General features: G+C 61.4%; 13 protein-coding genes. 7 read left to right on the top strand and 6 right to left on the bottom strand.

Features of this window, described 5'->3' with window-relative positions; translation table 11 throughout:
- The first annotated feature begins 58 nt into the window (after nucleotides 1-58).
- The 3 genes from K3G63_RS06180 to K3G63_RS06170 all read left to right on the top strand — a co-directional run bounded on the left by K3G63_RS06180 (nucleotide 59) and on the right by K3G63_RS06170 (nucleotide 4,123).
- Entirely contained in the window at nucleotides 59-982 is a 924-nt protein-coding gene (locus K3G63_RS06180) for a DUF808 domain-containing protein (protein ID WP_220613190.1), read from the top strand.
- A gap of 100 nt (nucleotides 983-1,082) precedes the next feature.
- Entirely contained in the window at nucleotides 1,083-2,294 is a 1,212-nt protein-coding gene (locus tag K3G63_RS06175) for an acetate/propionate family kinase (RefSeq protein ID WP_220613189.1), read from the top strand.
- Between the two features lie 275 nt (nucleotides 2,295-2,569).
- Nucleotides 2,570-4,123 (top strand): carboxylesterase/lipase family protein, encoded by a 1,554-nt coding sequence (locus K3G63_RS06170; RefSeq protein ID WP_220613188.1) that lies wholly within the window; start codon nucleotides 2,570-2,572, stop codon nucleotides 4,121-4,123.
- Between the two features lie 44 nt (nucleotides 4,124-4,167).
- Here K3G63_RS06170 and K3G63_RS06165 read toward each other — a convergent pair whose 3' ends face one another.
- A complete protein-coding gene (locus K3G63_RS06165; RefSeq protein ID WP_220613187.1) occupies nucleotides 4,168-4,665 on the bottom strand; it encodes a hypothetical protein in 498 nt (165 codons plus the stop codon).
- Between the two features lie 118 nt (nucleotides 4,666-4,783).
- Entirely contained in the window at nucleotides 4,784-5,977 is a 1,194-nt protein-coding gene (locus K3G63_RS06160; protein ID WP_220613186.1) for a lactonase family protein, read from the bottom strand.
- Between the two features lie 189 nt (nucleotides 5,978-6,166).
- Between K3G63_RS06160 and K3G63_RS06155 the strand changes: the two genes are divergently transcribed.
- The 3 genes from K3G63_RS06155 (at nucleotide 6,167) to K3G63_RS06145 (ending at nucleotide 9,386) form a co-directional block, all read left to right on the top strand.
- On the top strand, nucleotides 6,167-7,948 hold the full coding sequence (locus K3G63_RS06155; protein ID WP_220613185.1) for a DUF885 domain-containing protein: 1,782 nt from the start codon (nucleotides 6,167-6,169) through the stop codon (nucleotides 7,946-7,948).
- A gap of 136 nt (nucleotides 7,949-8,084) precedes the next feature.
- Nucleotides 8,085-8,432 carry a thioredoxin family protein gene (locus tag K3G63_RS06150; RefSeq protein WP_220613184.1) on the top strand — a complete coding sequence of 116 codons (348 nt, stop codon included), beginning with the start codon at nucleotides 8,085-8,087 and terminating at the stop codon, nucleotides 8,430-8,432.
- Between the two features lie 183 nt (nucleotides 8,433-8,615).
- A complete protein-coding gene (locus K3G63_RS06145) occupies nucleotides 8,616-9,386 on the top strand; it encodes a YdcF family protein (RefSeq protein WP_220613183.1) in 771 nt (256 codons plus the stop codon).
- A 31-nt stretch (nucleotides 9,387-9,417) separates the two neighbouring features.
- On the opposite strand, the gene K3G63_RS06140 is transcribed toward K3G63_RS06145, so the two are convergent.
- The 3 genes from K3G63_RS06140 to K3G63_RS06130 all read right to left on the bottom strand — a co-directional run bounded on the left by K3G63_RS06140 (nucleotide 9,418) and on the right by K3G63_RS06130 (nucleotide 11,723).
- Nucleotides 9,418-10,158 carry a ferredoxin reductase gene (locus K3G63_RS06140; RefSeq protein ID WP_220613182.1) on the bottom strand — a complete coding sequence of 247 codons (741 nt, stop codon included), beginning with the start codon at nucleotides 10,156-10,158 and terminating at the stop codon, nucleotides 9,418-9,420.
- Nucleotides 10,155-10,793, bottom strand: coding sequence for a sulfite oxidase-like oxidoreductase (locus tag K3G63_RS06135; protein ID WP_220613181.1), 639 nt, complete (start codon nucleotides 10,791-10,793; stop codon nucleotides 10,155-10,157). Before K3G63_RS06135 ends, K3G63_RS06140 begins: the two co-directional genes overlap by 4 nt.
- Nucleotides 10,794-10,934: 141 nt before the next feature.
- Nucleotides 10,935-11,723 carry an SDR family NAD(P)-dependent oxidoreductase gene (locus K3G63_RS06130; protein WP_220613180.1) on the bottom strand — a complete coding sequence of 263 codons (789 nt, stop codon included), beginning with the start codon at nucleotides 11,721-11,723 and terminating at the stop codon, nucleotides 10,935-10,937.
- A gap of 204 nt (nucleotides 11,724-11,927) precedes the next feature.
- On the opposite strand from K3G63_RS06130, the gene K3G63_RS06125 reads away from it, so the two are divergent.
- Entirely contained in the window at nucleotides 11,928-12,977 is a 1,050-nt protein-coding gene (locus K3G63_RS06125) for an LLM class flavin-dependent oxidoreductase (protein WP_220613179.1), read from the top strand.
- Nucleotides 12,978-13,152: 175 nt separating this feature from the next.
- On the opposite strand, the gene K3G63_RS06120 is transcribed toward K3G63_RS06125, so the two are convergent.
- Nucleotides 13,153-17,817, bottom strand: a complete 4,665-nt coding sequence (locus tag K3G63_RS06120; RefSeq protein WP_220613178.1) for an Ig-like domain-containing protein — start codon at nucleotides 17,815-17,817, stop codon at nucleotides 13,153-13,155.
- Nucleotides 17,818-18,254 lie beyond the last annotated feature (437 nt).

The following is an 18,254-nucleotide window of genomic DNA, read 5'->3' as shown; positions in this document are numbered from 1 at the left end:
AAAATGGGAAAGAAGTACACCATTTTCTGAAACAGAAATAGCGTAGCCAACACAGAATATGCCTTCAGGATTTTTTGCTTTACTAGATGATATTTCGGCTTTGGTAAAAGTCAGCGCCGCTAGCCTCGACGACGTGCCGGCGCAGGTAGCCAAAACCACCGGCAAGGTTTCCGGCATCGTCATAGACGACACGGCAGTTACCCCCAAGTACGTCGTGGGCCTGGACCCTTCCCGGGAGCTGTCTATTATCTACCAGATTGCCAAAAAGTCACTCATCAACAAGCTGCTGATTTTAACTCCGGCAGCCTTGGTGCTGGGGTATTTCGCTCCCTGGGCTATTACGCCCATTTTAATGCTGGGAGGGGCGTATTTGTGTTTCGAAGGCTATGAAAAGGTACATTCCATGTTCAGCAAGCACCCCGAGGTGCATCCTGAAAGTGAGCAGGTAAAGGCCATTACGCCCGAGGAGCTGGAGAAAGAGCGCGTTACGGGCGCCGTTAGAACGGATATTATCTTATCGTCGGAAATCATGGCTATTGCCTATAGCCAGGTAACCGATCAGCCCATCGTTAACCAAGTTATCGTGATGCTGGCCGTAGCGGTTTTTATTACCGTAGCCGTGTACGGCTTCGTGGGCCTGATTGTAAAAGCCGATGATATTGGCCTGCATTTGGCCGGGGAAGGGTACGGTCCCACTACCCAGAAATTTGGGCGGGGAATTGTGAAGTTCATGCCGAATTTCCTGCGCATCCTGAGCTACGTAGGTACGGCTGCCATGCTGTGGGTAGGAGCCGAAATCATTGCCCACGGCATTCCGTTTACCGCCCACCTGCTGCACGACCTGGAACATGCTTTAGCCAACGTGCCGGCCGTAGCCTGGCTGGCCAAGGTACTTGCCTGCGGGGTGTTTGGGCTCGTGGTGGGTTTCTTTATTGACCAAATTGTTCGGCTGGTGAAGAAAGTCCTGCCGAGCAAAAAATAGGGAATACCTACAAAGCCCACTCGACAGCCCGGCGGGGAATTCAAAGCTAAAAAGCCAGCTTGGTTTTCTTGCATGAGCTTTCTGCCTCTCTTTTTGCTCTATGAACATATTCGTTGTCAACTCCGGTAGCTCTTCCATCAAGTACCAGCTGTTCCGGTGGCCGGCCCGGCAACCCGTATGCAGCGGACTGGTGGAGCGCATCGGCTACCCCAATGCCACCATCACGCACAAAGTTTATGGCCCGGAGGCTACCCCGGATGCGCCCCGCGAAGTGCGGCGCACCCTGGCCCTGCCCGACCATGAGGCCGGTTTGCGCGAGGTAGTGGCCCTGCTGACGGATGCGGACCAAGGCGTGCTGCGCGACCCGGCCGAAGTGGAAGTGGTCGGGCACCGGGTAGTCCACGGGGGCGAAAGTTTTGCGGCGACAACCGAAATAACTGAGGAGGTAAAAGCGGAAATCCGGCGGCTGTTTGCGTTGGCGCCCCTGCACAACCCGGCCAACCTGCTGGGCATTGACGTAGCGGAGCGCATCTTCCCCCAGGCCCGGCAGGTAGCCGTGTTTGATACGGCTTTCCATCAGACGCTGCCTGAGCACGCCTTCCGTTACGCCCTGCCCGAAAAGCTTTATACCGAGGAGCGCATTCGGGTGTACGGCTTCCACGGCACCAGCCACCAGTACGTGGCAGCTCAAGCCGCTACCCACCTGGGCCTGCCTGATGCCCGCCTGATTACCCTGCACTTGGGCAACGGCTGCAGCGCCGCCGCCGTGCATGGCTCCCGCTGCCTCGATACCAGCATGGGTTTTGGCCCCCTCAGTGGCCTGGTAATGGGTACCCGCACCGGCGACCTGGACCCTTCCGTGGTGCTGCACCTCATGGGCCAACTCGGTTACACGGACGAACAAATCAGCACGCTGGTTAATAAAGAAAGCGGCATGCTGGGCCTCACGGGCCTCAGCGACATGCGCGACATCACCAAAGCCCTGGAGCAGGGCGATGCCCGCGCTACCTTGGCCTACGACCTGTACGCCTACCGCATCCGCAAGTACATTGGGGCCTACGCGGCCGTGCTAGGCGGGCTCGATGCGGTGGTGTTTACGGCGGGGGTAGGCGAAAACGACGCGCTGGTGCGCCGGAAAGCCTGCGAGGGGCTCGAGTTTCTGGGCATTGAGCTGGATGAGCAGGAAAACCAGCTTCGCCGCCCCGGTATTCGGGAAATCAGTCGGCCGGGTGCGCGCGTGAAGGTGCTGGTGGTGCCCACCAACGAGGAGCTGGAAATAGCCAGCCAGTGCGCCACGCTGCTGAAAAGCTAACCTGTAAACTCAGCCACGCTTTGCGGCAACTACCCCATCCTGCAGAGCTGAAGCGTACCGTGTGCAGTCGTTATAATACTACGGTCGCTTCTAGCTCAGGGCGGAATCTGGCCGGCTGACGTTGCACTGCTCCAAGCAGCAACAACTCACATAACGAACCGCCTGCCGGCGTATTGACTACCTACGTTGAAAAGCAGTGCACAACCTCGTCTTAAGTAGGAGGTGGGGCTGCCTTACCCCTCAAAGCTTCTGAATTGTTTTCGTTTCCTTTCCAGATGACTTGTTACTTCAGCTGCCATTTGTATCGTAAGGTGTTGGGGGCCTTACTACTAGGCATGAGCCTCGGTGTTGCGCCAGTGGCAGCTCAGGCGCAACAGGTAGCCCCGGTGGTTAAAACCAAGCAGGGCCGGGTTCAGGGCGTGCAGGAGGGTAGCCTACGGGTATTCCGTGGTATTCCGTACGCCCAGCCTCCGGTAGGCCCGCTCCGCTTTCGGCCCCCGCAGCCGCCGAAGCGCCACCGCAACCCGCTTGCCGCCTTGCAGTTTGGCTCGAAGGCAATGCAAACGACTGGGGCAACCGGGGTGCAGGGCTCCGAGGACTGCCTCTACCTGAACGTGTGGGCGCCGGCCACGGCCAAGCGGCGGCCGGTGGTAGTATGGGTGCACGGTGGGGCCTTTACCGGGGGCTCGAGCCAGGATAACGACGCCTGGACGTTTGCCGCGCAGGATACCATTGTGGCCGTCAGCATCAACTACCGCCTGGGTAGCCTGGGCTTTCTGCACCTGGGCCCGCGCCTAGGACCCAGCTACGCTCAGGCTGGCAACAGCGGCCTGCTCGACGCAGTGGCGGCCCTGCGCTGGGTGCACCAGAACATTGCCGCCTTCGGTGGCGACCCTAACCAGGTAACGGTCATGGGCGAATCGGCGGGGGCAAAGCTGGTAGGCGGCCTGCTGGTGACGCCTGCCGCGCAAGGCTTGTTTCAGCAAGTGATTCTGGAAAGCGGCGCCGTGCAGGCCATCCGCGACACGGCTACTGCCGGGGCCGTGACGCGAGACCTGCTCCAGGCTCTGCATCTGCCCACCGCTGGCGCCCTGCTCACCCTGCCCGCCGATTCTCTGGTGCGGGCTCAGGCACGCTTTGCCAATGGCACCGGGGGCTTGCAGGTGTTCGGGCCCGTGCTCGATGGCAAGACCATTGTGGCGCCTCCCTTGGATTACCTGCGCCAGACGCGGCCGCCCGTACGGGTGCTGCTGGGCACCAACCTAGAGGAAGCGCGGCTGTTCAGTGGGCCCGGCTCGGTGCTGCATGAGCCCAATGAAGAAGGCTTGCGGTTGGTGTTCGGCTCGAAAAACAGCTCCTACGTATGGCAGGCCTACCAGGCGCGCCGCGGCTCCCAGCCGGATCTAGACGCTTGGAATGCAGTTCTGACGGATTACCTCTACCGGCTGGCTACCTACCGCCTGGCGGACCAGCTGGCCGCCCAGGGCACGCCTACCTGGCTCTACCGCTTCGATTACGCGGATGCCCGTACCCAGCCCATCCATGCCCAGGAGCTGGCTTTCGTGTGGAATGCTCCCGCCGGTAGCTCCGCCGCAGCAGCTGCGGCGGCCACGGCCACAGCCCCTAGCAAAGCCTCCAACCCCGCTTTGGCGGCGGCCATGCACGCGCACTGGGCCCGCTTCATGAAAACCGGGCAGCCGGGCCCCAGCTGGCCTCGCTACACCCCGGAACGGCGCGAGGTTATGCTGTTCAAAGCCGATAGCCAGGCCGAGCCCGTGTTGGCTCCCTATGAGGACCCGGCCTTCCCGGTGCAGGGCTACCAAAGATAAGCTGCAGCCCCAGGGCCGTGGGCGGCAATTAAAAAGCTACCCCGTTACTTACTCGTAGACTTCGGCGTTGCTTTGGCCTGCTTCATCTGGGCGGCAAGGGGTAGGCTCGACATGGCCAGGATGGCATTATCGTCGCTCCAGGAGGCGCAGGAAAGGGCCACCTGCCGGCCCTGCCACTTGCAGCTGAAGCCTTCTATCTTGCCCGGGCCATACACGTGCTGGAAGGTGGGTAACACGCGCTGGGCATGTTCGGCGCCCTTCACGATGATAGTAACAGCGGCAAACTGCCCCCGGAAAAACTTGTAGTGAATGCGCGTGGCCGAAAAAGAGCCCAGGCGCAGGTCCTCGTCGGTGCGCTCGTAAATCTTCTCGTCGCCGCTGTCCTGAACGAGGCGCAGGTGCAGGGCCTCGGTGAGCGGTGCGCCAAAGTGCAGGCCCCGAAAGCCATTGCTCTCATCGAGCCGCTGCACCGAACCGGCTTGCTGGGCACGTAAGGAGAGGGGAAGGAGGGCCAGCAGTGCCAAGCCACCAAGACGTTTCATAACAAGCTACAGAAGAAAAGAAAAATCGGCTGGCTTGCGGCTGCGCAGCGCCAGGAGCCGCTAAGCAAACGTCAAGCCAGCCGAAATAGTACCCTTCTTCAACTCCGTCGGCTACCCCTTAGCCCCGCAGAAAGTCGGGGTATACCTGCAGGCATACGGGGGCCGTCATGGGTACGCTCACGCCGGTGGGCGTGAGGCGGCCGGTGCGGGCATCGGCGAAGTAGGTAACCACGGTATCAGACTGCTGATGAGCCACGAGTACTATCCGGCCGGTAGGGTCGAGGGTGAAGCTGCGGGGCGTTTTGCCGGGTAGCATCACGTGCTCCACCAGGCTCAGGCGGCCGCTGCCGGGGTCAATGGCGTACACTACCAGGCTGTTGTGCCCGCGGTTGGAGCCGTACAAAAACCGGCCGTTGGGCGATACGTGCACGTCGGCGCAGGCATTCCACTCGGTGAAGCCGACGGGCAGGGTGGTTATTGTCTGAATTTCGCGGAAGCTACCCTTGCCAGCGTCGTAGGCCAGGGCCGTCATGGTGGAATCCAGCTCGTTGATGAGGTAGGCCCAGGGCTTGCTGGGGTGGAAGGTGAGGATGCGCGGCCCCGCGCCGGGCTTGGTTTGGTGGGCTGGGGTAGGCAGGCGCTGCAGCTTGCCATCAGCCGCCAAGGTGTAGCCGTACACGGTATCGTTGCCCAAATCCACGGCGAAAAAGTACTTGCCGGCTGGGTCAGGCAAGATGCAGTGGCCGCGCGGGTTCGTTTGGTTTTTGTGCGGACCGTGGCCCGTGTGCTGATCTACCGAAGAAGCCGGCTGTAGCTTTCCGCCCTCACCCAGGGGTAGGGCCGCCACCGTGCCATTGCCGTAGTTGGCGACCAGCGCGTGCCGGCCCTGGCGGTCGAGGCTGATGTAGCAGGGAATGGTGCCGCCCGAGGCCTGCTGGTTCAGCAGCGTCAGGCCCCCGCTTTGCCGGTCGATGGCAAAGGCGCTGACGCCCCCATTGGGTGTGCCCTGGTAATTGTCTACCTCATTCACGGCGTAGAGGGTGCGGTGCTGGGCATCCACCGTCAGGAAGGAAGGGCTGGCGCCGCCCCGGGCTCCCGTTACCCGCGTCAGCGCCCCGGTAGCCGGTTCCAGCCGGTAGAGCCAGATGTTGTCCTGCTCCTGGGGGCCGTAGGTGCCCACGTACACCAGGTAGCTGTTGGCAGCGGGGGAGCCTGAACCAGCACGGGCGCAGGCCGCCAGCAGGGCGCTGCCGGCTAGCCCGGCGCTAAGGATTTGAAGAAAATGGCGGCGGCTTTGGGCAGATTGGGGCATAGGAAGGGGGTAGGGAATGGGAATAGAGTGGCCTAAAAATGCATAGAGAAATGCACAACATAGCTGTAGTACCCACTATCAACTCGGCCAGGCCTACCTCCGGGGAGCTTGGCCCGCAACGCCGAGCGCCATTCTCGCGTCCTTGTCCGCTACCTTGGCACCTGAATTACTACCCCTCTCCCTGTATTTATGACGCAATCTTACTCTTCCCGGCTGGCGCTGCTGGCGGCCGTGGCTGGCCTGGCGGCTTTCTCCGCCTGCAATTCCAACACCAAGCCTACCTCCGGCACGCCCGAAACGGTGGATGCCGACTTCGACCGTTACAAGCAGCGCTTCATTGACTCCTTGTGGTACTACAACCCCGAGTGGGCTTCTTCGGCCGGCTACCACCGCTACGATTCCCTGCTGGTGATTCCCTCGGCGGGCCGCCGCCAGACGGAAGCCGCCGCTCTCAAGCGCCGCCGCCAGGAAATGGAAATCTTCAAAGTGGAAGACCTCTCGGTGAACAACCAGACCGACTACCGCCTGCTGCAGAACTACCTGGAGTCGGCGCGCTTCTACGCCGACAGCCTGCGCGACTGGCAGTGGAACCCGGCCGGCTATAACCTGGGCTCCTCGGTGGCCGAAATCCTGAACGGCCGCTACCACCCCCTCGACCGCCGCCTGCGCGCCATCAGCAGCAAGATCAGCCGCGCCGCCGACTACTACGAGGCCGCCAAGCAAAACATCCAGACGCCCACCCGCGAGCATACCAACCTGGCCGTTCTGCAAACCCAGGGCGGGCTGGCCGTATTCGGGCCGGCTCTGCAAGATTCGGTGGCGAAGTCGGGCCTCACGGCGCGGGAGAAAAAGGACCTCACGGACCGCATTGCTACTACCCGCCTCGTAATGGAAGGCTACGTGCGCTTCCTGCAGCAGGAGGTGCTGCCGGCCGGCAAGTTCCGGAGCTTCCGCATCGGTAAGCCGCTGTTCGACCGCAAGTTTGCCCTCGATATTCAGTCGACGTACTCCGCCGACCAGGTGTACCAGAAGGCCCAGCGGCACCGCCAGGAGCTGCTCCGGGACATGGGCAAGCGTGCTGCTCGCCTCTGGCCCACCTACTTCCCCGGCCAAACCGCGCCCTCAGATTCAGTGGCAATGATCAAGCAGGTCATCAGCAAGCTTTCCGAAAAGCACGCTACCCCCGCCGGCTTCGTGCAGGCCGTGAAAGACCAGATGCCTACCCTCGTGAAGTGGGTGGATGACCATAAGCTCTTGACCCAGGACCCCACCAAGCCCCTGGTAGTGCGCGAAACCCCGCTGTACATGCGGGGCAGCGGCGCCGGCGCCAGCATTTCGGCCCCCGGCCCCTACGACAAAGCCGCCAATACCTACTACAACGTGGAGCCACTGGACGGGCAGACGGCGGCCCAGGCCGAAAGCTACCTGCGCGAGTACAACCAGTACACCCTCCAGATTCTCAACATCCACGAAGCCATTCCGGGCCACTACACCCAGCTGGTATATGCCAACCGCAGCCCCTCGCTGGTGAAATCCATCTTCGGCAACGGGGCCATGATTGAGGGCTGGGCCGTGTACACCGAGCGCATGATGCTGGAAAGCGGCTACGGGGGTAACACCGACGAAATCTGGCTGATGTGGGACAAGTGGAACATGCGCGTGACCCTGAACGCCATCCTCGACCACGATGTGCAAGCCGGCACCATCACGGAGCCCCAGGCCGTGGCTTTGCTCCAGCGCGACGGGTTTCAGGAAGAAGCCGAGGCCCGCAACAAATGGCGCCGCGCCACCCTCAGCCAGGTACAGCTGAGCAGCTACTTCACCGGCTCCACCGAAATTTATGATTTGCGCGAGGAGCTTAAAAAGCAGCAGGGCAGTAAGTTCGATCTGAAAACCTTCCACGAGCAGTTCCTCAGCTACGGCAGCGCGCCCGTGAAGTACATCCGCCAGATGATGCTCGGGAAAAACTAAGGAAGCGGGTCGCTCGTTTCAGGCAATTAAAAAACCATTCTGTCATGGAATTTTTCCGGGATGGTTTGTTGTCTGCCGGAGAAGCCCTGAGTTGGGCCACCGAGCTTCAGGCCGACCTTCACCTAGCACTTCCTGCATGAAAGTAATTGACACGAACGACGAAGGTCTCCGCACCATCATCCACGACTACCCCCGCGTGCTGGCCAAATTCACCTCTGAAAACTGCGACGTGTGTGACCTGCTGGCTCCACCCTTCGAGCGTTTCTCCAAGGATGCCCGCTTCCAGAAAACCGTTTTTCTGCGCCTCGATGTCGATGAAAACCCGGTAGCCCGCAAAATGATGGACGCCAAAGTAGCGCCGTTCTTCGTGGCCTACTGCCGGGGCCGGCTGATGGAGTGCGACACCCTCCGCACCGAGGAAGAGGTTCTGAACATGCTCACGCACCTGCAAACCTGCACCGACGAGCTGGTAGCGGCACTTTAACAGGCATCTGCCTACAGAACGGGCGGTGCTTATTTTCTTTAAGTGAACAAAAGGCGGCCGGTTACTACCGGCCGCCTGTTTTGGTACTGGGTTTGGCGGGTACTTGCTGCTACCCAGCCAGGGCCACCAGGCAATACAGGTGGGCAATGTGGTGCGCTAGCCCGCCGCGCGTAGCTTTGTGCTATGTTCTTCGTGCTATCTAAAATCCTGGATTTTCTTATATCGCCTACCGTCTGGCTGGCTGGCCTGCTGGTTCTGGCCTTCTTGCTGCGCCACTCCCGGTGGTATCGTCGGCTGTTGAGGCTGGCTGTTGCCCTGGCCCTGGTGCTGACCAACGGGGCGCTGGTGAACGAAGCGTTGCTGGCCTGGGAGGTGCCGCCCGTAACGCTGCGCCAGTTGGGCCGCCACGATGCCGGCGTGCTGCTGACGGGTATCACGAAGGGCCGCAAGTCGCCGCACGACCGGGTGTATGTGGAGCAGGGCGCCGACCGGCTGCTGCACACGTTGTGGCTGTATCGGGCCGGTCGAATCCGCAAAATCATTGTGTCGGGCGGGTCGGGGGCGTTGGGCGGAACAAAAGGGCAAACTGAGGCCGAAGAGTTGGGCATTTTGCTGCGACTGGCCGGCGTGCCCCGGCAGGATATTCTGCTGGAAACCCGCAGCCGCAACACCCGTGAAAATGCCCTCAACACGAAGGCGGTAGTAGCTCAGCATCCCGAAATCAGGTCTATTGTGTTGATTACGTCGGCTTTTCATGAGCGAAGAGCCTTGGGCTGCTTCCGGGAGGTAGGCCTGCAGCCAGCCGTTTTCCCGGCTTCCTATTACTCCACCGACCGGCAGCCTACGCTCACCTACTGGCTTATTCCCAGCGACGACGCCCCGCGTTTGTGGAGTATTCTGATACACGAAATAGTTGGCTATGCCGTGTACTGGGTGCGGGGCTACCTGTCGTAGCAGCAGCTACCCACTCCGGTAAGTTGCGCCGTTAGCTGCCGCTGGGGCCGAACCGCTCGGTGCGAATAGCTCCCGCAGGCACTCCCTGGGCTACCAGCCCAGTGGCGGCGGATTCTACCAGTCCGTTTGGCCCACAGATAAAGCACTGCGGTGGGGTAGGGAAGCGGCTAACTACCTCGGCCAGCAGGGCTGCATCTAGGCGGCGCTGGTAGCCGGCCCAGCCGGCGGGTGCCTGGCGGGTAAAGGTTAGCAGCAGCGTGAAGGATGAATCAGCGGACGCCATGGCGTGTAGTTCCGGCCCGTAAATAACATCCTCTGGGGTCCGGACGCTGTAAAGCAGCACAGTGGGGTTGTGCACCCCGGCCCGCTGGCGGTGGCGCAGCATGGCCATCAGCGGCACCACGCCCGAGCCCCCCGCTACCAGCAGCAGCGGGCCGGCCTGGGGCGTAGCTTCCCACACGAAATACCCGCCAATGGGCCCGCGCACTTCCAGCTGGTCGCCGGGCGCAATGCCCTCGAAGAGGTAGCCCGATACTTCTCCTTCGTCAATCAGCTCCACGGTTAAGGCAATCTGGCCGGTTTGTTCGGGCGCAGAGGCAATGGAGTAGCTGCGCTGGGCCTGGTAGCCATCGGGGGCAGTGAGGCGGAGCGTGTAGTGCTGCCCGGCCCGGTGGGGCGTCCAGGAGGGTAGGTTCAGCAGAAAGGTTTTTACCCGCGGAGTTTCCGGCAGTACGGCGGCTACGGTAGCTAGCTGCCACTCTAGCCGGCTCATCGGGTGCCAGCGGCCAGGTCCTCGTCATCGTCGAGGTAGCGCTGCTCCTTCCACGGGTCGCCGTACATGCTGTAGCCGGCCCGTTCCCAGAAGCCGGGGGTGTCTTCGGCCAGCAGCTCCAGGCGCTGCACCCACTTGGCACTTTTCCAGAAATAGAGGTGGGGCACTACCAGCCGGGCCGGGCCGCCGTGGTCGGGGGGCAGGGGGTTCCCGTCGTAGAGCAGCCCGATAAAGGCTTTGCCGCCGGTAAGGTCGGCCAGGGGCAGGTTGGTAGTGTAGCCGCCGTAGCAGTGTACCAGTACGTAGCGGGCCTCGGGGGCAGGGCCCGCCAAGTTCAGCAGCGTATCTAGGCTGACGCCCTGCCAGCGGGTGTCAAACTTCGACCATTGGGTTACGCAGTGAATATCTACCGTGAAGTCCTGCTGGGGAAGGGCGTTGAACTCGGCCCAGCTCCACTGCTGCGGAGTCGTCACCAGCCCATCAAGCCCAAACGACCACTTAGCGGTGGCAACCCGCGGCGTAGGGCCCGCGCTGAGAACCGGAAAATCCTGGGTTTCGTACTGGCCGGGGGGTAGTACGTGAGTGCTGGCCGGACGCTTGCGCTGAAAGCCGCGGTTGAAGAAAGGGTTCTGCATCAGGAATAGGGTAGGGATACGTTCGGGAGCAACTTCCCATTGCCAAGGTTGCTCTTTCAGGCCGAAGCAGAAAGGCTGTTGTGCTCTTTCGGAGGCTTTACTAGGTAACCGGGGCACGCCGCGTCGGCTGGGCTGAGGGCTTTATTGCACTGCGGCTTGCTGGGTTTGCCACTGTTCAAACTCGGTGGCGACGATGCGCTGGCCGGTAAGGCCGGTACTGGCGTCGGAGGCGAGAAACACGATGGGGCGGGCCATGATGTCGGGGCTGAGCAGCGAGACGTGGCCCGCCAGGGCTGCGCGCTGCTCCTCCGGAATCATGCCGGTTTCGGTGGCCCCGCCGGGTAGCAGCATGTTCACGTCTACCTGATGTTCGCGCAGGTCTTCGGCCATAATCAGGGAAAGCGACTCGGCCCCGGCCCGCGACGGGCCGTAGGGAATAAAACCCTTGCGCCGCATCGTTTCGTGGTTCATCGATATGTTCACGATTTTGCCATAGCCCTGCGCTACAAACAGTGGGGCAAAGGCTTTGGCTACCAGAAAGTACCCCGTCAGGTTCGTGTCCAGTAGGTTGCGGAAGCCGGCTGCGCTGACGTGGTAGAAGGGCTGGGGCGAGGTCATGAAATCGGGGTTGACCGTGCGCATGCCGATGCCCGCGTTGTTCACCAGCATATCCAGCCCGCCCCAGTGCGCCCGCACCCACTCCACCGTAGCAGCAATGGATTCCTCGTCGCGTACGTCCAGCACCCGAGCCTGTACGCGGCCCTTCAGATGGCTTAGCCGCAGGCAGGCATCATCGAGGGCCGCGCGGCTGCGGGCCGTAATAAGCACGGCGGCACCCGCTTCGGCCAGGGCCTGGGCCATGGCAAACCCCAGGCCGCTGGAGGCGCCCGTTATAAGGGCTTTTTTGCCCGTGAGAAGTTCATTTTCCATGCAGGTAGTGGGTAAGCAGGTGGGGTAGGACAACGCTAGATGTACGGTGCCGGCAGCCCTGTCAGATGCTACGAAACTAAACCTTTAGGGCCCCAACTTGGTTTTTTCGCCTTCCGCTGCTAGGTCGCGCATGGTCGGGTTGGCAGCAGAGCAGGAGCGAGATTTTTCCTCGTCCATCACCGGTTTTTACTACCCCCATCTGTTATGAATACCACTCCGCTTGCCTCTCTATCCCTGTCGGTGCTGGACTTGGCCGCCATCCTGGCGGGCTACACCCCCGCCGATACGTTCCGCAACACCGTGGACCTGGCGCGCCACGCCGAGCAGTGGGGCTACCAGCGCTTCTGGCTGGCCGAGCACCACAACATGGCCAGCATTGCCTCCTCGGCCACGTCCATCCTGATTGGGCACGTTGCGGGCGGCACTTCCAGTATCCGGGTGGGCTCGGGGGGCATTATGCTGCCCAACCACGCCCCGCTGGTTATTGCCGAGCAGTTCGGGACGCTGGCCTCGCTTTACCCCGGCCGTATTGATTTGGGCCTGGGCCGCGCCCCCGGCACCGATCAGCTAACGGCTATGGCCCTGCGCCGCGACCAGCACACCGCTGCCAACGACTTCCCCCAGAACGTGCAGGAGCTGCAAACCTACCTTTCGGCCGAAAACCGGGGTAGCCGGGTACGGGCCGTGCCGGGCGAGGGGCTGGACATCCCGATCTGGCTGCTGGGCTCCAGCACCTACAGCGCCCAACTGGCGGCCATGCTGGGCTTGCCCTTTGCCTTCGCCAGCCACTTTGCGCCTACCTACCTGCACGAGGCCCTGCGCCTGTACCGCAGCAACTTCCGGCCGTCCGCGCAGCTTGCGGAGCCGTACGCCATGGCCTGCATCAACGTCATTGCCGCCGATACCGACGAAGAGGCCGAGCGGCTGGCTACCTCGTTCTATGTATTTGCCCTGGGCATCATCCGCGGCACCACACTACCCTTGCAGCCCCCGCTCGACAGCATGGAGGGCTACTGGACCGACTACGAGGAGGCCGCCGTGCGCCAGATGATGACCTACGTGTTCATTGGCGGCCCCGAAACCATTGCCCGCAAGCTGGAAGAATTCGTGGCAAAAACGCAGGTAAATGAGCTGATGGTCGTCTCCCACATCTACGACCACGCCGCCCGCCTCCGGTCCTACGAAATCCTGGCCGAGCTGAAAGGCACGGCCCGGCATGCCGTACAGGTGGAGGTAGTACCCAACCAAGTGTAAGCACGTTACCCCTTCCAGTGCTGCAAACGCACAAGATATCTGGGGCATCCATAAGTAACCATAGCCCGATTCCTCGGGCGTCTGCAGCAGGCGCGGTGCGAGAAAATTTCGCCTAAAACAAAAAGCCCCAACCAAGCGGTTGGGGCTTTTTGCTGAAAGCTAAGTTTGTAGCGGGTTAGTGCTGGATTACCAGGCGCTTGTTGATGACCTCCTTATCGGTGATGAGGCGCACCAGGTACACCCCATTGGCAAAATCGTGGGCATTCCACTCCAGGGAAATCCGCTGGCTGCTCACCGGGCCGCTGCTGATTGTCTTCAGCAAAGTGCCTTTCGAGTCGTAGATGGCCAGCGAGTAGTGGGTGCTGGGGGCCAGCGTCACGTCCAGGTTGATGCGCTCCTGAGCGGGGTTGGGGTAGAAGCTTACATCGGTAGTAACGGCGCTGCTAGCAGCGGCCACCGAAGCCGCTGGGGTAGCGCCAGGGCGGGCCGCCGTAGCCGAGCAGCTGCCGAGCTTGTCGCCGTGGTTGAGGTGAGCCGCAACGGCATTCGAGCTGACTTCGAGCACCTGACCCTGATGGCATACCAGCACTTTATCCTGGTGCTTTATGCCGCGGGCATCAATCACGGTGATGGTTACGGTAGCGTTGGCGGTACAGCCGGCGGCATTCCGGGCCGTTACGGTAAAGGTGTAGCTGCCGGCTTGGGAAGGAGTGAACTGCACCGTAGCACCCGTGGTAGCGCTCAGGCCGGCAGCAGGGCTCCAGGAGTAAGCCGTAGCCGAGGCAGCTGAAGCCTTCAGCTGCACGCTTTGAGCACCATAGCCCAGGTAAATGGTCTTGGAATCGCCACCGGTATATACCGAGGACGAAGGCTGCACGGCCACCGTGGGCGCCGCTTGGGCCGGCAGGTCCAGCTTACCGTCGCAGTTGCGGTCTTGGCCGCACACATCCTTCGCGGCGGGGTTGATGGCGGCGTCCTGGTCGTTGCAGTCACCGGCCTGGCGGGTGTAGCCGGCAGGAGCAGTGCAGGCCGTTACCGTGGGAGCTGTGGCGTTACCGAAACCGTCGCCATCGGCATCAGCATAGAACACGAGGCCGGGATGCACGGCGGCATTCTGGTCGTCGCAGTCCTGGTCGGCAGGGTAGCCGTCGCCATCGGCATCGGGAATGATGACGGTAATAGCCACGGCGGCTGAGGTAGCCGAAAGATCTTTGTCGTCAAAAGCTTTGGCCGTGAGCGAGTAGTTGCCGGCGGGCACGTTGCTCCAGGTGAAGCTGTACGGGGCCGTCGCATCGGAGCCCAGCAGGGTGGTGCCCTGATAGAATTCTACTTTGCTGATGCTGCCATCGGTATCCGCGGCCGAAGCCGTAAGCGTGATGGTAGCCGGAGCGGAGAAGCTGGTAGCCGTGGGCGAGGTGAGGGCCACGGTGGGCGCTACGTTAGCCGGAGCAGCTCCGCAGCTGGCGCCTACGGTGTACGTATGAGGGGTAGCGGAGGTATTACGCTCGCCGCCACCGGCGCCTACCTGATACGTGAAGTACACGTTCAGAGCCGTGCCAGCGGTTTGGTTGGCAACGGTATAAGTGAAGTCGCCAGCCGAGTTTTTGGTCATGCCATAGCCGGGGCCATTCACGTACACAATGGCCAGGTTGCCGCCCGCCGTAGCGCCCAGCGGATGGAAGGTAAAGGTTACGTTGGAGCCACTGGTTACAGCCTTCCAGCTATAGTCGCCGTTGGGAGCCGTGCCGCAGTAGCCGCCCGCGTCGCCGCCGGGGGTGGTGCCACTGCTAACCGTTACGGCCACCGGAGCCGAGGTAGTGGAAAGGCCCGAGTTGTCGAAGGCTTTGGCGGTAAGCGAATAGCTGCCGGCCGCGGCACCCGTCCAGGTAAACGTGTACGGGCTGGTGGTGCTGGTGCCGAGCAAGGTAGTGCCCTGGTAGAACTCTACTTTGCTGATGGTACCGTCGGTATCAGCCGCGTCGGCCGTGAGGGTGATACTCGCCGGGGCCGTGAAGCTGGCCGAAGCCGTGGGCGAGGTCAGGCTAACTGTGGGCGCCGCAGGAGCGGGCGTGCTGCCGCACGCGGTGCCTACTGTGTAGCTGTGGGGCGCAGCGGCCGAGTTCCGTTCGCCGGCACCGGGCACGGCGTAGGTGAAGTAGAAGTTCAGGGCCTGGCCGGCCGTTTGGTTGGGCAGGGTGTAGGTGAAGTCGCCAGCGGCATTTTTGGTCATGCTGTAGCCCGGGCCGTTCACGTAGAGAATAGCCAGGTTGCCGCCGGCTACGCTACCCAAGGGGTGGAAGGTGAAGTTCACGCTGGTGCCCGTAGTTGTAACGGCGTAGCTGTAGTCGCCGCTGGCGGCCGTGCCGCAGTAGGTAACGGGGGCTACCACTACCGGCTGCGTGTTGTAGTGCACGTGGTCGAAAAAGAAGTCGGCCTGAGCAGCGGGGGCGTCGCCGGCAAACATCAACGACTGCTCCAGGGTAGCCCAATCAAGGTTGCCAAAGGCGCGCAGCGGAATAATCACCTCGTGCCATTGCCCGTCGCGCTGGAGGCCATACTGGGTGGCACCAGCCGGGAAATCAACCCAACCTTCGGCTCCACCAGTTTTCACCCCAAACTTAAATTGGCCGGTATAGGAGGTTTTGAACTGAAACTTCAGGGAGCCATCCTTGAAAGCCGCCAGGTTCTTGATGTCGTTGGCAATACCGAAGCCAAACCAGTTGCCAGCTGCCGCGCGCAGGGCCAGCACGTTCGGGCCCTCGAAGGGGGTAGGGGAGGCAATGTTGCTGAGGTTGTTCCAGATGTAGAGGTTGGCATCCTGGCCAAATACCAGCTTGTCAGTCATCTGGGCGTTATCAGTGTACACCCCAAAGTTGGGGCCGGCTATGACGTTGCTTTTCACCGTGATGCTCACGGGGGCGGAGGTCGTCGAGACTTTGCCGTTGTCGGTTACTTTGGCCGTGATGGAGTAGGTGCCGGCGGCTACCCCGCTCCAGGTGTAGGTGTACGGGCTGGTGAAATCGGTGCCCAGCAGAGTCGTGCCGTTGTAGAATTCCACTTTGTACACGCTGCCATCCGAGTCGGTGGCATTGGCCTCCAGCGTGATGGTAGCGGGCGTGGTAAAGCTGGTACTGGCCGTGGGCGAAGTCAGGCTGACAGCCGGGGCCACGTTGTTAGGCGAGGCCACAAACACGGTTACGGGAGCCGAAGTAGTTACTACCCCTTGGTTGTCGGTGGCCTTGGCCGTGAGGGTGTACACGCCGGGCGCTACGTTGGCCCAAGTGGCGCTGTAGGGGGCCGTGGTGGAAGTGCCAACCAGGGTAAAGCCGCTGTAGAACTCTACCTTGGTTACCGACCCATTGGCATCGGCGGCGTTGGCCGTCAGGGTGAGGGTAGCAGGCGTCGTAACCAGGGCCTCGTTGGTGGGCGAAGTTAGGCTCACGGTAGGAGCGGGGTTGGCCGCCACGCCGCCGCTGTAGTAGATGTTGTCGAAAAAGAAATCGGCCTGGCTGCTGGCGGCGTCGCCGGCAAACATGAAGGTTTGCGTCACCGAGCCCAGGTCGCCGTTGCCGAAAGCCGACATCGGAATAACCACTTCGTGCCACTGCCCGTCGCGCAGCAAACCGTGCTTGGTCACGCCAGCCGGAAAGTCCACCCAGCTTTCCCCCGCGCCCGACTTGATACCGAACTTGAACTGCCCGGCGTAGCTAGTCTTGAACTGGAATTTGAGGGAGCCATTGTTGAAGGCCGCCAGGTTCTTCACCTGGTTATCCACCCCGAAGCCAAACCAACTGCCAGCGTTAGCGCGCAAGGCCAGCACTTCCTGACCCTCGAAGGGGGTAGGGGAGGCAATGTTGGTGAGGTTGTTCCAGATGTAGAGGTTCGCATCTTGGCCGTAGACCAGCCGGTTGGGTATGGCCGGGTTTTCGGTATAGATGCCAAAGTCGCCGGCAATGCTGTTGTTGGAGCCTAGGTACAGTTCGTCGCCGGGGCTTTGGTAGAGGCGGATGTAGTCAACCAGCATTTGACCGGGCAGGGGCGCTGTAATGGCGTTCTGGTCGTAAATGCCGGTGTACTGACCGCCCACAGCTAGGTTCAGCAGAATATACTGGGCCTGATGAAACTCCTCCAGGTCGGCGGCGGCGGCCCGGGAAATATCGATGGCGTAGTACTCGTGGTCGTCAATAAACATGCGGATAGCCTGGCTGTCCCAGGTCATCCGGTACACGTGGTAGTCGGTGGTTAGGTCGGTGGGGCTGTCGTAGTGGGTGTCGTAGGCGGCGTGGCTGTTGTTGTTTTCCCAGTGGGTAGCGCCACCCAGGCGCCGGTTGGTAAGCCCGGCCTGAATGGCCGCCGCCGAGCCCATTTCCATAATATCAACCTCGCCGCTGGCGGGCCAGGTGCCGCTGGCGCCCAGCATCCAGAAGGCCGGCCACAGCCCGTTTTGCATGTTGGGCACTTTGATGCGGGCTTCTAGCGTGCCATACTTGAACTGCACGCGGCCCAGGGTTTTCAGGCGGGCCGAAGTGAAGGCCTTACCCTGATAGTTTTCGCGCCGGGCCTCAATGATGAGGTTGCCGCCTTCCACGCGGGCGTTTTCGGGGCGGTTGGTGTACGTTTCCAGCTCGCTGTTGCCCCAGCCGCACACGCCTTGGGCGCACCCATCACCCTGGTCGAAGGTCCAGGTACTGGGGTTGATGGTGGTGCCGTTGAAGTTTTCTTCCCAGACGAGCTGCTGCTGGGCCTGAGCCGGCGCTTGGCTCAGAAAGAAGAGTCCGCCGAGCAAAGCCAGGCCTTGGGTACGGACGCGCTGAACATACCTGTAGAAGGTTCTGTGCATACGGGTGGGATTTGGGGACAAAAAGGGTTAGACGAAAGAGCGGGAGCTGAACAATTCAGCAGTAGTGCAAGCAGATCGGCAGGGTAAAAGCTGAATTTCTACCCAGTAAGTGGCTGCGTACTCAAAAGAAAAAATGAGCCAGAAAACGATTGCAGGAATGTCTGCATAGCCTGGGAAATAATTCAACAGGAGCGGTGAATAATGCTAATGTATCCTCGTTTATGCTCTAGTTGCAAACCTCTTTTTCAGCCCTCGTGCGCATATTTTAGGCCTTAGCCACAAGCCATTACGCTTAGTGCACAAGCAAAACTACCTGCCAGTCGGGTTAGAAAAGCCCCGGTGGCAGGTAGAGGAAGGCGCGGATTGTCGCTTAAAAAACAAATGCGCAGCCCAATATTTTTTACTGTTGCGGAGTACTTGCCTAACCAAGGCAGAGA

This window comes from Hymenobacter sp. HSC-4F20 (genome assembly GCF_019599275.1).
In the GTDB taxonomy this organism is placed as follows: Bacteria; Bacteroidota; Bacteroidia; order Cytophagales; family Hymenobacteraceae; genus Hymenobacter.
Note: the sequence above shows the minus strand (reverse complement) of the source record. Positions and strands in the feature narration are given on the sequence as shown.